Source organism: Bradyrhizobium sp. WD16, assembly GCF_024181725.1.
GTDB lineage: Bacteria > Pseudomonadota > Alphaproteobacteria > Rhizobiales > Xanthobacteraceae > Bradyrhizobium_A.
Genome location: NZ_CP028908.1, coordinates 3902682 through 3916436, shown reverse-complemented (window position 1 = coordinate 3916436; position 13755 = coordinate 3902682). Strand labels below are relative to the sequence as shown.

At 65.8% G+C, this 13755-nt stretch carries 14 protein-coding genes; 7 read left to right on the top strand and 7 right to left on the bottom strand.

What is annotated here, in order from left to right; genetic code table 11:
* Window positions 1–21: 21 nt before the first annotated feature.
* The 3 genes from DB459_RS18080 to DB459_RS18070 form a co-directional block, all read right to left on the bottom strand.
* The gene (locus tag DB459_RS18080) at window positions 22–471 is read right to left on the bottom strand and encodes a TetR-like C-terminal domain-containing protein (protein WP_253706653.1); all 450 of its coding nucleotides are present in this window, start codon (window positions 469–471) and stop codon (window positions 22–24) included.
* A 202-nt stretch (window positions 472–673) separates the two neighbouring features.
* The gene (locus tag DB459_RS18075) at window positions 674–1348 is read right to left on the bottom strand and encodes a DUF429 domain-containing protein (RefSeq protein ID WP_253706652.1); all 675 of its coding nucleotides are present in this window, start codon (window positions 1346–1348) and stop codon (window positions 674–676) included.
* Between the two features lie 89 nt (window positions 1349–1437).
* On the bottom strand, window positions 1438–3081 hold the full coding sequence (locus DB459_RS18070; protein WP_253706651.1) for a fumarate hydratase: 1644 nt from the start codon (window positions 3079–3081) through the stop codon (window positions 1438–1440).
* 171 nt (window positions 3082–3252) lie between these two features.
* On the opposite strand from DB459_RS18070, the gene DB459_RS18065 reads away from it, so the two are divergent.
* Both DB459_RS18065 and DB459_RS18060 read left to right on the top strand, forming a co-directional pair.
* Complete coding sequence (locus DB459_RS18065; RefSeq protein ID WP_253706650.1) at window positions 3253–3738, top strand: hypothetical protein; 486 nt, start codon at window positions 3253–3255, stop codon at window positions 3736–3738.
* Window positions 3739–3795: 57 nt separating this feature from the next.
* On the top strand, window positions 3796–4707 hold the full coding sequence (locus DB459_RS18060; protein ID WP_253706649.1) for an NAD(P)-dependent oxidoreductase: 912 nt from the start codon (window positions 3796–3798) through the stop codon (window positions 4705–4707).
* Between the two features lie 6 nt (window positions 4708–4713).
* Here the strand turns inward: DB459_RS18060 and DB459_RS18055 are convergent, their stop codons facing one another.
* The gene (locus DB459_RS18055; protein WP_253706648.1) at window positions 4714–6057 is read right to left on the bottom strand and encodes a methyl-accepting chemotaxis protein; all 1344 of its coding nucleotides are present in this window, start codon (window positions 6055–6057) and stop codon (window positions 4714–4716) included.
* Window positions 6058–6341: 284 nt separating this feature from the next.
* Here DB459_RS18055 and DB459_RS18050 point away from each other — a divergent pair, with 284 nt between their 5' ends.
* Window positions 6342–7745 (top strand): amidase family protein, encoded by a 1404-nt coding sequence (locus DB459_RS18050; RefSeq protein WP_253706647.1) that lies wholly within the window; start codon window positions 6342–6344, stop codon window positions 7743–7745.
* 237 nt (window positions 7746–7982) lie between these two features.
* Here the strand turns inward: DB459_RS18050 and DB459_RS18045 are convergent, their stop codons facing one another.
* Window positions 7983–8690, bottom strand: coding sequence for a glutathione S-transferase (locus DB459_RS18045; protein ID WP_253706646.1), 708 nt, complete (start codon window positions 8688–8690; stop codon window positions 7983–7985).
* A 105-nt stretch (window positions 8691–8795) separates the two neighbouring features.
* Between DB459_RS18045 and DB459_RS18040 the strand changes: the two genes are divergently transcribed.
* From DB459_RS18040 to DB459_RS18025, 4 genes are all read left to right on the top strand, one after another.
* Entirely contained in the window at window positions 8796–9308 is a 513-nt protein-coding gene (locus DB459_RS18040) for a hypothetical protein (protein WP_253706645.1), read from the top strand.
* Between the two features lie 292 nt (window positions 9309–9600).
* A protein-coding gene (locus tag DB459_RS18035) for an IS630 family transposase (RefSeq protein ID WP_253706644.1) occupies window positions 9601–10547 on the top strand; the annotation gives its coding sequence in 2 pieces (ribosomal slippage) (window positions 9601–9940 and window positions 9940–10547; 948 coding nt in all).
* A gap of 307 nt (window positions 10548–10854) precedes the next feature.
* Window positions 10855–11079 (top strand): hypothetical protein, encoded by a 225-nt coding sequence (locus DB459_RS18030; protein WP_253706643.1) that lies wholly within the window; start codon window positions 10855–10857, stop codon window positions 11077–11079.
* 243 nt (window positions 11080–11322) lie between these two features.
* Entirely contained in the window at window positions 11323–11682 is a 360-nt protein-coding gene (locus tag DB459_RS18025; RefSeq protein ID WP_253706642.1) for a GFA family protein, read from the top strand.
* 212 nt (window positions 11683–11894) lie between these two features.
* Here DB459_RS18025 and DB459_RS18020 read toward each other — a convergent pair whose 3' ends face one another.
* Entirely contained in the window at window positions 11895–12587 is a 693-nt protein-coding gene (locus tag DB459_RS18020) for a lectin (RefSeq protein ID WP_253706641.1), read from the bottom strand.
* Between the two features lie 180 nt (window positions 12588–12767).
* On the bottom strand, window positions 12768–13727 hold the full coding sequence (locus DB459_RS18015) for a TIM44-like domain-containing protein (RefSeq protein WP_253706640.1): 960 nt from the start codon (window positions 13725–13727) through the stop codon (window positions 12768–12770).
* Window positions 13728–13755 lie beyond the last annotated feature (28 nt).

Here is a 13755-nt window from a genome sequence, read left to right as displayed (position 1 = left end):
CCGTTTCGCCTCTCCTTCGCCTCAGCCCGATGCCGGGGAATCAGGCTTGAGCACCGCCGAAAGCAGCGCCATTTCGTCCGGGCCATGGGGCAACCGCGACAGGAACTCGCGCAGCCGGCCGTCGAGCAGCAGCACCGCGAAGCCGTGCACCTTCGACCAGGTCCGGACCACCGCCGCGACCTGCTCCAATGTCGGGGCCTCACGGGTGATGACCTCCTGGCGTCGCGCACTGACCGCTGCGACTAGCGCCGCGCCGGCGGCATCCATCGCCTCGTGCAAGGCCGGCCGGGCGGGATCGAGGCGCTCGCTGCGGAACACCAACGTGAACAGTCCGGGATGGCTGCGGGCGAACGTCACATAGGCGCGGCCCATCGCATCGAGCCGCGCGACGACCGAGGCCTCCGGCGGCGCCTCGGCCGCGAGCGCCGCTCTGAAGCGCTGGAAGCCCACCGCGGCGAGCTCGCTGAGCAACCCGGTGAGATCACCGAAATGGTGGGTTGGCGCAGCGTGAGAGACTCCGGCCTCGCGCGCCGCGGCGCGGATTTGAGCCGATCGACAACGTGGAGCGTCTGCGACGCCACCCGTCCGATACGGTGCGGTGCGCGGCTGGGCCTGTTTCTTGATCGGCGCCGCCAAGAATAGGCCCGATCGTCGCGGCGTGATCGCCGAGCGCTCAGTACCAGATCTGCATCGCCAGCCCGCGGGCATCGCGCGGCACGTCGCCCTGCGGTAGCACATCGCACGCATCCCGCGCCGCCAGAGCCGCGGCACAGGCATCGAGCACATCGTCGATCTTCGCGCCGCTGCCGCGCCGCGCGGTCGAGAGCCAGTCATCGAGCTCGGCGAAGCCTGCAGCGCGCAGCAGCACGCGCCGCAACGCGATGCCCTCGGCCGTCTTCTTGCTGGGCAGCGGCGCGCCGCCATGAAGCCGGCGAAACACCAGTTCGGGATGGGTTTCGATGATGCGGGCCTGCAGGTCGGGTGTGATGAAGGCGTCGACCTCGCAGATCTTGGGTCCGATATTCCACAGCTGGATCGAGACCATGGCCTCGCCGCGCGCCTTGAGCGCGCTATTCGCCTCGGCTTGCGTGCCATGCGCCCACAGCCCACGGCGCGCGCCGGTGAAAACCCGACTGGAATGGGGCCTGAGCAATGCGCGCGCCGCGACATCGCAGGCGCGCTCGCCATGGTCCGGCAATCCGATCGGGATATCGATCGCCGCGCGGTCGAAGGGCCCGGCCAGCGCCGCGGCGGCGCCGGGCATGAAATCGATCTCGCGGCGCCCGCCGAGAAGGCGCACGACCACCCAGCCATGGCGATAGCCGTCAAGACCGAGATGGACCGTCACACCATGCCCCGCATCACGCCCCCCCCCCCGTAGCCAAACGGCCGGGATCGCTCCCGGCCGTTTTCATATCCAGCAAGGCTCCGACGGACTCAACCGAGATTGAGCTCCTTGAAGAAATCGTTGCCCTTGTCGTCGATGATGATGAAGGCGGGGAAATCGACCACCTCGATGCGCCAGATCGCTTCCATGCCGAGTTCGGGATATTCCACCACCTCGACCTTCTTGATGCAGTGCTCGGCGAGGTTCGCCGCCGCGCCGCCGATCGAGCCGAGATAGAAGCCGCCGTGCTTCTTGCAGGCGTCGCGCACCGCCGGCGCGCGATTGCCCTTGGCCACCATCACCATGGAGCCGCCCGCCGCCTGGAACTGGTCGACGAAGGAATCCATGCGGCCCGCCGTGGTCGGGCCGAAGGCGCCGGAGGCGTAGCCCTCCGGGGTCTTGGCCGGACCGGCGTAATAGACCGGGTGGTTCTTGAAATAGTCCGGCAGGCCCTCGCCCTTGTCGAGGCGCTCGCGCAGCTTGGCGTGGGCGGCGTCGCGGGCCACGATCATGGTGCCGGTGAGCGACAGGCGCGTCTTGACCGGATGCTTCGACAACTCGGCGAGAACCTCCGTCATCGGCCTGTTGAGGTCGATCTTGATCACCTCACCACCGAGCTCACCGGAGATGTCGGGCAAATATTGCGACGGATTGTGCTCGAGCTCCTCGAGGTAGACGCCCTCGCGCGTGATCTTGCCCAGCACCTGACGGTCGGCCGAACAGGACACGCCGAGGCCGATGGGCAGCGAGGCGCCGTGGCGCGGCAGGCGGATGACGCGCACGTCGTGGCAGAAGTACTTGCCGCCGAACTGGGCGCCGACGCCCAGCGACTGCGTCATCTTCAGGATTTCCTGCTCCATGGCCAGGTCGCGGAAGGCATGACCATCCGCCGAGCCCTGCGTCGGCAGCGCGTCGAGATAGCGCGCCGAGGCGAGCTTGACCGTCTTCATGGTGAGCTCGGCCGAGGTGCCGCCGATGACGATGGCGAGATGGTAGGGCGGGCATGCCGCGGTGCCGAGCGTGAGCACCTTCTCCTTGAGGAAGGCGAGCATGCGGTCATGGGTCAGGATCGAGGGTGTCGCCTGGAACAGAAAGCTCTTGTTGGCCGAGCCGCCGCCCTTGGCCATGAACATGAACTTATAGGCGTCATCGCCTTCGGCGTAGATCTCGCACTGCGCCGGCATGTTGTTCTGGGTGTTCTTCTCCTCGAACATCGACAACGGCGCGACCTGCGAATAGCGCAGGTTGCGCTTGAGATAGGCGTCACGGGCGCCTTCGGCCAGCGCCGCCTCGTCCTCGCCGTCGGTGATCACCCGGGCGCCCTTCTTGCCCATGATGATGGCGGTGCCGGTGTCCTGGCACATCGGCAGTACGCCGCCGGCGGCGATATTGGCGTTCTTGAGGAAGTCGAAGGCGACGAACTTGTCGTTATCGCTCGCCTCCTTGTCGTCGAGGATGGCGCGGAGCTGCCGCAGATGGCCGGGGCGCAGGTAGTGGTTGATGTCGATGAAGGCGGCCTCCGACAGCGCTTTCAGCGCCTCGCGCGACACCACCAGCATCTCCTTGCCAAGCACGGTCTCGACCCGCACGCCCTCCGATGTGATCTTGCGATAGGGCGTTTCGTCCTTGCCCAGCGGAAACAGCGGAGTGTGGCGATAGGGCGGCAGCTCAGGCGTCTTGGTGGGAGCATTCATCGGACAACAGACCTCAGGACGGGAACGGTCGAAAGACGGCGGCCTTTCTAGGCGGTTTCGTCCCTCTTTTGAAGCGCTCAAAACGACGGAGGCCCCAGCGAAAGCACCGTCCCGCCCGCCCTTGCGCCGGGCTGCCGGCCGGCTACAAATACCGCTCCCCAGGGGTGTTTCATGATCAAATCATCGTTCTCCGGCTTCGCCATACAGCTCGCCGCCACACTTTGCCTCATTTTTCCGCTGCTGGCCGCGACCTCGGCGGCGCGCGCCGATCGCTGCGACGAACTCGCCCAGCAGCTCAAGGCCCAGATCGATGGTCTCACCATCGGCAAGGAGGCGGTCAACCAAATCGAGCTCAAGCACCCGGCGGTGACCCGCGCCGCGCTCGGCTGCACGAGCCGCAACATCACCAACGAGGTGTTTGCGGTCACCGATGTCCGCAAGCCGGCACCCGCCTTCTACGATTTCGTCGGCCGCGCCGCCGCCCAGGTCTTCACCATTCCGCTCGACGACGCCCGCAACGGCGCCGCGCGCTGCATCAAGCGCATCGGCCTCATCCGCGGCTACAGTGTCGCAACGCGCTACCGGCGGCTCGACATTCGCTGCTCATGGACCAAGGGTGAGACCATGGTGAGCATTTCGCGCGAAAGGGACTCGTAAAGCGCCTTCCGCCCCGCATCATCTTCGCCCTGCCCGTTCCGGTCCTGGAGTTCCACCGTGCTGTCCGTCTTTGTCGATGCCAATGACTCCCTCGCCGCCGTCTTCGAACGGCTGCACCGCAACGACGATCCGCGCTTGAGGATCCACCGCGACGCCGACGTCGCACCCGAGGCCCTACCGGAGGTGCTGTCCGGCGCCGCCATCGCCATCATCGACCACACCTATCTGCCGACCGACGTCGCGAGGCGCTGCGCCGGCCTCAAGCACGTGGTGTTTCTCGGCACCGGCGCCCGCAGCTACATGAATCCGGAGGAGCTCGCCGAGCTCGGCATCGAGGTCCACATCATCAAGGGCTACGGCGACATCGCAGTGGCGGAGGCGGCGATCGCCCTGATGTGGGCGGCGGCGCGCAACGTCGCGCTGATGGACCGCAAGATGCGCGCCGGCCAGTGGCTGCGCGAGGATGGCATGCAGCTCACCGGCAAGACGCTCGGCCTGATCGGCTATGGCGGCATCGGCGCGGAGGTGGCGCGGATCGCGAGCGGCTCCGGCATGCGGGTGCTGGCCTGGAACAGGACGCCGAAGAGCGCACCAAATGTCAGCTTCGTCGGGCTCGACCAGCTGCTCAGCGAGAGCCACGTGGTGTCGCTGCATCTTCTGCTCACCGACGAGACGCGGGGCTTTCTGTCGCGCGAACGCATCGCGCGGATGCGGCGCGACGCCGTGCTGGTCAACACCGCCCGCGGCGCGCTGGTCGATGAGGCCGCGATGATCGAGGCGCTGGGTTCAGGGCAGCTGCGCCACGCCGCGCTCGACGTGTTCGAGGTCGAGCCGCTGCCGGCCGATCATCCGCTGGCGAAACTCTCCAACGTGACGCTGTCGGCGCATTCCGCCTTCCGCACGCCGGAAGCGAGCGACAATCTGGTCGAGGCGGCGCTAGCGCATTGCCGAAGGATCGCGAAGGGCTAAAGCCCCTCACATCGCCTTGACGCTGTAGATGAAGCCGTCGACCTCGCGCTTGAGGGTTTCGGCCTGCTGCGACAGGTCGACCGCGGCGCCTCTCGCCTCGTCGGCGAGACGGCCGGTCTCCGCGGAGGACGAGGTGATGCGGACGATGTGATTGGACACGTCGAGGGTGCCGCGCGCCGCCACCTGGACGCTCTGGGAGATGTCCTGGGTCGCGGTGCGCTGCTGCGCGGTGTCGACCTCGATCCCGGTCATGATGCCGCTGATCTCGGCGATGACGCTTGAGATGTCGTCCATGGCGGCGCGAGTCTCGGCGGTGGTCGCCTGGATGCTACCGACCTGGGCCGAGATCTCCTCGGTGGCCTTGCGGGTCTGGTCGGCGAGGCTCTTGACCTCGGAGGCGACCACGGCGAAGCCCCTGCCCGCCTCACCGGCGCGGGCCGCCTCGATGGTGGCGTTGAGCGCGAGCAGGTTGGTCTGGGAGGCGATCGCCTGAACCAGCGCCACCACCTCGCCGATTTTCTCGGCACGCTCCGACAATGAATGGATCGTGTCGCGGGTCGAGCGGGCATGGCCGGCGGCACCTTCGGCGCGCTGGGTGGCGTCGGACACGCGCTGGCTGATGGCGGCGATCGAGGTGGTCATCTCCCCGGCCGAACCCGCCACGGTCTGGACGCTGGTGCTGGCCTGTTCGGCCGCCCTCGCCACCGCATTGGCCTTGACGCTGGTGTCGTTGGCGACCTGCGACAGCGTTTCGGCATTGCCCCTGAGCCGCACCGCTGCGGCGGCGACGCTGCCGACCACGGCGGCGATCGTGTCGTTGAAGCCGGCGATCTTGCGGTCGAGCTCGCGTGAGCGCTCGACCTGGCGCTCGGCCTCGCTCACGGTCTGGGCGGTCAGGCGCTGGCGCTCGATGCTGTTGGTCTTGAACACCTCGAGGGCGCTGGCAAGCTGGCCGATCTCGTTGGTGCGGCCGAGCCCCGGAATTTCCGTATCGTGCTTGGCGTCGGCGACGCGGCGCATCGCCTCGACCATGGCGGCGAGTGGCCCGAGAATGCCGTTGCGCACCGCAAAGAATGCGACCGCGCAGACCGTGAAAGCGATGATGGCGATCACCGCGCAGGCGCCGAGGAAAACCACGAAGGCGGTGTGAGCGTTGCCATAGATCTGCAGGGCGTGGTCATGGCTTGCCCCGGTCAGCGCGGCGAAATCCGCTGACAGGCCGGTGATCTGGTTGTTGAGATAGAGCACCGCGATGAAACCGGTGCCGCCGCCGATCCCCAGCAGCATCAAGAGCGCCGCGACCACGGCAGCGACGAGGAAGCGGATCGTCAGATTGCTATCGGAAAACATTGACCGGCCTGAGGAAAATCCACGCGTGCGCGGCCAAGTAAGCGCAGACATTGGTCAAGAATTGATGAAACTGCAGCTCCGTTTGAGCGACCGCCCGGGGCGTTCCTGAAAACAAGTGCGTCGGGTCGGCCTCCGGTCCCATCGCGGTCTGCGCCGTGCCAGCACGTGGCAGTGCACCATCGCCCCGAGCCTCGGAAGATAGCTGCCGCCGCTTGCTGCGATGGCCCGGCACGGCGATAATTCGCGACACCAGTTGATCTTCATTCGCAAAGGACGGACGGGGCATGGCCCAGCTGTGGCAATTATCGGCAACCGACATCGCGGCGCTGATCCGCGACGGCAAGGTCTCGGCCCGGGAGGCGGCCCAGGCGGCGCTCGATCGCCTCGATGCGGTCAATGGCGCCATCAATGCGGTGGTCGATCACCGTCCCGACGAGGTGCTGGCCCGGGCCGATGCCATCGACACCGGCCGGCTGCGCGGCGACCGGCAAGGCGTGCTCGCCGGCGTGCCGATCACTGTCAAGGTCAATGTCGACCAGGCCGGTTTTGCCACCACCAATGGCGTGACATTGCAGCGCGACCACATCGCCAGCACCAACAACCCGGTGGTCGATAACCTCCTGAAGGCGGGTGCGGTGATCGTCGGCCGGACCAATACTCCCGCCTTTTCCTACCGCTGGTTCACCTCGAACCAGATCCATGGCGAGACCTTCAATCCGCGCGACAGGCGCCTGACCCCCGGCGGCTCCTCCGGCGGGGCGGCCGCCGCCGTCACCAGCGGCATCGGCCATATCGGCCATGGCACCGACATCGCCGGCTCGATCCGCTATCCCGCCTACGCCTGCGGTATTCACGGCCTGCGGCCGACGCTCGGGCGCATCCCCGCCTACAACGCCTCGGTGCCGGAGCGTACGATCGGCGGCCAGATCGGCGCGGTGTCCGGGCCGCTCGCCCGCAGCATCGCCGATATCCGCCTGGCGCTGACCGCCATGGCGGCGCGCGACGTGCGCGATCCGTGGTGGGTGCCGGCGCCCCTCGAGGGCCCGCCGGTGACGAAGCGCGCCGCGATCTGCGTCGCCCCCGACGGCCTCGAGACCTCGCCGGAGGTGGCAGTGGCGGTGCGTGACGCCGGGGCACGGCTGGAGAGCGCCGGCTGGACCGTGGAGGAAATCCTCGCCTCGCCACCGCTGGCGGAAGCCTCCGATGCCCAGACCAAGCTCTGGCTGGCCGACGGCTATGCCGCCATGGTCGCCAGCGCCGAGCGCGAGGGCGACCCTGCCGCGATCAACGTCCTCGCCGGCCACCGCGCCACGGCCGACGCGGTCGACCTCGAGGGCTTTTCCAAACTGCTGGTGCGGCGCGCGACGCTGCTGCGCGAATGGATGATGTTCTTCGAATCCTACGCGGTGATGGTGATGCCGGTGTCCGCCGAACTGCCGTTCGCCAATCATCTCGACATGCAGGGAGAAGCCGCCTTCGCCCGGGTGTGGCGGGCGCAGATGCCGCAGATCGCCTTGCCCTTCCTCGGCCTGCCCGGGCTCACGGTGGCGACCGGCCTCGTCGGATCGGCGCCGGTCGGAGTGCAGATCGTATCAGGCCGCTATCGCGAGGATCTGTGTCTCGCGGCCGGCGAAGCCATCGAGGCCGGCGGCACCCCGCCTTCGCCGATCGATCCGGTCACGGTATGAGGCGCCGATAGGGCCCCCTCACGCGGCGGTTCGCAGCCGCCAAAATGTGGGAGCCCGGCATCGCAGACAAGCTCACGCAGTCTGCGCGAGGCAGACTGCCATGGCTGGGCATGACGTGAAAGGCTGAAAGAGTGGCGCTTTCTCCCGTCATCGTCCGCTTCCGACCGCCGGCTGCGGTTCAGATGTGTGAATACGAGAGCCGCAACTGAGGAGAAGTGACGACATTCAATGACACAGTCACCCGTCGAGCGCGGGATAGTGACGGAAGATGCCATCCTCGTTGAAGGGGATGCGGCGCGGGCTGTCGAGATAGGCGGCGATGCGCGGCCGCGCGGCGACGCGGTCGTGGAGATCGATGAGCCTCGGGCATTCGCGCTCGAGCTTCTTCATCGCCTTCGGAAAGGCGTAGCGCAGCCCGGCGACGAGCTGGAACATGGAGAGATCGGCGTAACTGAACCGTCTTCCGGTCAGCCAAGGACCGTTAGCATCGAGAATGCGCTCGAAATAGCCAAGGAATTTCGGCGCCCGCTCCTTGCGAAAATCGGCGGTGCGGCGCTTCGCTTCCGGAATCTGATCCTCGTAATAGAACGATGGGCCGAGCGGATGGTGGCTATCGTGGATCTCGGCGACGAAATCCGTGACCGTGAGCTGGAGCTGATGCACCCACAGCCGCCCGGCCTCCGCTGCCGGCGCCAGTCCGTGACGTGAGCCGAGAAAGAACAGGATGTTGGCGGTCTGGCCAATGACGCGGCGACCGGCGACCAGGAAGGGCGGCGCGAACGGCGGCGTCGCGATCTCCTTGCCGGCCATCAGCCGCTGCATCGCTCCGACACCACCTCGGCCACGAGCGACATCTTCGTAATCGGCGGCGGCCTCCTCCAGCGCGAGACGGACGAATTCGCCACGTCCCTGAATGCCCGGCCAATAATGCAGTTCATAACGCATCGTCGTCTCCCCCAGCCCTCCGCTTCACGCGGGTTTCAACGCCGACATCGCGAACCAATGCCGGCGGCAACCGACAAATGACAAAGTCCCAAGGAGGACGGTGTCATGCGTGCCCAGCTACCTGCGACGCTCCCCGGGCCGCCGGCACTGCTGCAGCACGAGCACCTGCGCATCGTGCTGCTGGCGGTAACAATGATCAAGGCCATCAGCACACTCGGCGACGCTGCGGGGCTGTTCGGCGGTATCGACGGCATGGCGGCGCTGACCGTGCTGGCGCTGGCTCTCGATCCGCTCTGCGCCATCGCGGCTTTCATTCTCACCCTGCAGGGCAGGCTCTCTGGGGCGATCTGCGCGCTTGCCGCCATCATCGTGCTGAACTGGTTCAGCGACATGGTCCCGGTGGTGCTGCACGGCTTCGACACCGCCGGCAGCCTCAGCCTGACGCTGGTCATGGAGCTGCAGATCGTCGGTTATCCGCTGATCGCCGCCTGTGCCATCGCGCTCGCCTTGCGCGCGGAGCGTCTCATCGCGGCCACGATCCTCGTCATCCTGCCGATGGTGGTCTCGGCAGGCTCGCTCGTCGCCTTCGCCATTGGCGTCGCGATCTACAGATTCTGAGACTGCGGTTTCTCCAGGCCCGATGCCGCAAAGACGGCGATGGTGATGAAGCGGTAATCGCAGGCCGTGCAGCGCCACAGGTTTGCACCATTTCAGCCCTAATCATTGCGCTATGTCCTGTCTCCGAATTACCGCTTCATTTGCCTCACCCTCGCACGGTCATTCGGAGACATCAGGACACTAGCAAAATCAAAAAGCTAGAGCAGGCTCCGAGCGATGTGAATCGAATCAGGATTCCCGAATCGGCTGACATCTGATTCATGATTCCTGCCGCAGAATGGAGGCGGCTGGAATGGCGCTTTCCGACGATCTTCGCAAACGAGTGGTGGAGGCTGTCGTCTCGGGCGGGCTGTCGCGCAATGCGGCGGCGAAGCGTTTCGAAGTCAGCATTGCGAGCGCCGTGCGCTGGGTCAAGCAATTCGAGACGACGGGAGAAATGTCGCCGAAGCCGACTGGAGGCGATCGCCGCTCCGGCCGCATCGAAGCCCATCACGGCTATCTGATGGGTCTGATCCGGCGCACGCCGGACGTCACCCTGCTGGAGATCCAGGAACGTCTGATCAGGAATTGCGGCGAGCATTTTTCGAGTTCCGTGCTGTGGCGCTTCTTCGACCGTCATGGCGTCACGTTTAAAAAAAGACCGCACACGCCTCGGAGCAGCAGCGGCCGGACGTCCTGAAGCAACGCCTCGAATGGTTCGAGCGACAGCTCGATCTCGATCCCGAGAAGCTCGTCTTCATCGACGAAACGGGCGCCTCGACCAATTTGGCGCGCAAAGGCGGGCGTTGCCGGCGTGGGCGGCGGCTGCGCGTCGGCGTGCCGCACGGCCATTACAAGACGGTCACGCTCGTCGCCGGCATCCGCCTTCGCGGGCTCGTGGCGGCGAAGACCTATGATCGTCCGATCACCGCCGCCCTGTTCGAGGACTGGGTGGAACACTGCCTCGTTCCTACCCTCACGAAAGGCGACGTTGTCGTCATGGACAATCTGTCCGCCCACAAGGGGCCGCGGGTCAAGGAGTTGATCGAGGCCGCGGGCGCCGAGCTGCTCTACCTCCCGCCCTATAGCCCCGACATGAACCCGATCGAGAAGGCGTTTTCCAAGCTGAAAGCGCATTTGCGCAAAATCGCCGAGCGAACTGTCGCCGCCCTGATGCGCGCCCTCGAAACCTGCGCCGACATCTTCAAGCCCGCCCAATGCGCAAACTACTTCGCCGCATGCGGATATGATCCACCTTGATCGGAGTCTGCTCTAGTGCGGCTTATGTCTCGCAATTGCCTACAGGGGCTTGCCGCGAAGGGCATAGGCAATTGCGAGACGCCACACTAGTGTCCCGGTTCTAACGTTCGTATCCCTTTGCAGCGAGCACTCATACGAACGTTAGAACCAAAGGGACACTAGCATAATTATGATTCTAGTGCGGTTTTGGATCTGACGCTCGTACGACGAATTCGCTGCAATGCTGATACGAGCGTCAGATCCACGCACTAGATGCGCGGGACGCCGAGCGCCGGTTCAATTCGGCAGAAATGATTTGTGAGCCAACATGATCCGTTTTGCACTGCTAGTTTTAGCCGTCCTGACCACACTCGCCATCACCGCGACCGTCCATCCGGCCGACGCGCGCAGCCGCCGCAGTCATCATGCGACCCACGATCGCCGCAGCACCGCCGAGCGCACGGCGATCAACGAGAAGCCGCTGAAGGGCGCCTCTGACGACCTCGACAGGACCCTCAACAGCAGAATCAAGAGCATCTGCCGCGGCTGCTGATCCATTCCGCCATCGCCGGCGCAACAAGCCCGGACGCGGTCACTCTGCCGCGGGCGGTTCGGCGGAGAGCTGGTCGATCTGTTCCATCGCCTTTGCCCCAGCCCCGGTCCCATCGCGTCGTAGACGAAACGGTTGCCGGGGAAACGGAAGCCGGCCTGTTCCATGCGCAGCAAGATGCCGCCGCAGGATTGCCTTGAAGGCTGTTTCAGATCACGATGCAAAGAATTCGAAACGGAGCGGACGATGGGCGAGGCCAGGACCTTCACCGGCGGCTGTCACTGCGGCCAGGTGCGTTACGAATGCACCACCGACCTTGACATGGTCACCGCCTGCAACTGCTCGATCTGCACCAAGAAGGGCCTGCATTTCACCTTCGTGCCGGAGCCGCAGTTCCAGCTTCGCGCCGGTGCCGAAAGCCTCAAGGAGTATCTCTTCAACAAGCGGGTGATCCACCACCAGCTCTGCAGCGAATGCGGGGTGGATGTGTTTGCGCTCGGCGAAAAGCCGGATGGCACCAAGGTGATTGCGGTCAACGTGGCGACGATCGATCACATCGATCTGTCGTCATTGACGATGTTGCCGATCGACGGCCGCAACCGCTAGTGTAGCGTCTCGCAATTGCCTACCGCCTTTGCGGCAAGCCGCTCGCAGGCAATTGCGAGACATAAGCCACACTAGCACTTTGATTTTGCTAGTGTCCTTATGTCTCCGAATGACCGTGCGAGCATGAGGCAAATGGAGCGGTAATTCGGAGACAGGACACTAGCGAATGAAATCGCTGGAGGCTGGGCCTGTCCTGGCGCCTGGTCCGCCGGTCAGTTCACCGCGAAGCAGTAGAGCAGTCCGTCGCCGCCAGTGGTCTTGAGATCGGCCTGGGAACAACCGCCGTCCGGACCGCGCGAGGGATGCGAGCTGTTCCAGGATTTTGCCGGCGCGGAATCATCGAGGCCGGTGCGGTCCGCATGGCCGAGCATGGCGGCGCCTTTCGTGCTGCTCGTCCAGTTGCTGCAGGTGCGATCCTCGGAACCGGTGAAGGCGGTGCCGTCAGGCTGCGAGCCGGTGAGGATGTCGTGCCGGTTCGGGGTGTCGCCGCGGCCATTGATGACCTCGCCTTTCTCGCTCAGCGCGGTCTGCTTGGTCAGATTGTTGGTGCCGTGCAGTTCGGCGATATCCTTGGCGATCACCACCCCCTTGGCGTTCTGCCACGGGCCCTTGCCGATGCGGTCGCGCGCATTCACTGCGCTCTTGCCGCCCGCAGCCTGGGTCGACAGATAGGCGTGCCAGGTCTTGCCGCCGGCGCCGGCAGCTTCGGCAATGCTCTGACAATGCCTGTCCGCGCCCGCGAGGCCGCCGAGGTCACCGCCCTTGCCCGGTCCGGCGCTGGTGACGAAGAAGGTCATCGCCGCCTGCTGGGCCGCGACTGGAACTACGCCGACCACGAGCGCAGCGGCAATGCCGACGCAAAGTCCCCCGAACCGCGCAGTTGTCGTTCCAAAAGCAACACTCATGCTGATCCTCCCGTGATGACGCCCTTGCACGATCGGCCGGGCTGACGAACCAATCTCTTTGCGTGAGCACCCCGCGCGCGGCGGTTTATTCCGCCGAGGACGCCCCCGCATGATCCCGACATGATCAAGGCGCCGCGTGGGCGGCGCCTTGATCGGTCTCAGTTCGAAACGGCGGTCGGGTCAGACCTGCTGGATGGCTGAAACCTCCCAGTTGCCGCTGCGCTGGCGCAAGAAGGTCCAGACCTCGGTAGCCTCGGTGGGCTGGTCGCTGCCCTCCACTACCCGGCCGCTGGCTCGATCCACGGTCTTGTCGACGAGGGCGAAGCGCAAGGCGACGCTGGCATAGTCGGTCTCACCTTCGCGCCATGCCTCGGCGAGATCGCCCTGGAGCAGCTTGATTCCGCTGACTTTGTTGACGACGCCCCGCGCGGCATTGGCCTGCAGGTCGCGACCGAAATAGGAAGCCATTTCCGGCGTGGCGAGGCGCTGCAGCGCGTTGAGGTCCTCGTTGGACCAGGCAGCTTGAATGTCACCGAGCAAACGCTCGAAGGCCTCGTAATCGTCGGGCCCGATCTGCAGCGTGGCACGGTTCGCGCCGAAGCCGAAACCGAGGCCACGCGCCGCATCCGGCTGCTGGGGCTGCGGAGCTGCGTCGAAGCGCGATGGCCCACCGGCGTAGGCGGCGGCGTTCCGACGCTGCCACCATGACATCGCGAGCCGCGCCAGGATCACGATCAGGCCGATCTGCAGGATCAGGCCGAGCACCGAGGACAAGCCGCCCAGGCCGCCGAACAACCCGTTACCGAACAGCATGCCGAACAGGCCGGCGCCGAGGAAACCGGCAGCAAGACCACCGAGCAGTCCCGGACGATTGAAGAAGCCACCGCGATTGCCGAGGTTGCCAGGCGTGCCGACACCCGGGCTCGGCGAGGTCATGGTGCGGTCGAACGGCCGCGCTGCATTAGGCGCCGTCGAGGTTGACGGAGGCGCCGAAAAGGTCCGCGCCCCGCGCGATCCCGAACTCATGCCACCGCCGACACGGGCGTCGGCCTGGGGCACGGACAACGCCAGCGGCACGGCGACGGCCATGGCCACGGCGAGGCTCTTGGTCAGGATGCGCATACGCTGCGAAAAGGTCATCGTCTTTCCCTCGGATCCCCGGCAGGGG

Coding starts and splice junctions, on each gene's coding strand:
- DB459_RS18070 (WP_253706651.1), bottom strand. CDS start 3,081: ATGAATGCTCCCACCAAGACGCCTGAGCTGCCGCCCTATCGCCACACT.
- DB459_RS18065 (WP_253706650.1), top strand. CDS start 3,253: ATGATCAAATCATCGTTCTCCGGCTTCGCCATACAGCTCGCCGCCACA.
- DB459_RS18055 (WP_253706648.1), bottom strand. CDS start 6,057: ATGTTTTCCGATAGCAATCTGACGATCCGCTTCCTCGTCGCTGCCGTG.
- DB459_RS18050 (WP_253706647.1), top strand. CDS start 6,342: ATGGCCCAGCTGTGGCAATTATCGGCAACCGACATCGCGGCGCTGATC.
- DB459_RS18045 (WP_253706646.1), bottom strand. CDS start 8,690: ATGCGTTATGAACTGCATTATTGGCCGGGCATTCAGGGACGTGGCGAA.
- DB459_RS18040 (WP_253706645.1), top strand. CDS start 8,796: ATGCGTGCCCAGCTACCTGCGACGCTCCCCGGGCCGCCGGCACTGCTG.
- DB459_RS18030 (WP_253706643.1), top strand. CDS start 10,855: ATGATCCGTTTTGCACTGCTAGTTTTAGCCGTCCTGACCACACTCGCC.
- DB459_RS18025 (WP_253706642.1), top strand. CDS start 11,323: ATGGGCGAGGCCAGGACCTTCACCGGCGGCTGTCACTGCGGCCAGGTG.
- DB459_RS18020 (WP_253706641.1), bottom strand. CDS start 12,587: ATGAGTGTTGCTTTTGGAACGACAACTGCGCGGTTCGGGGGACTTTGC.
- DB459_RS18015 (WP_253706640.1), bottom strand. CDS start 13,727: ATGACCTTTTCGCAGCGTATGCGCATCCTGACCAAGAGCCTCGCCGTG.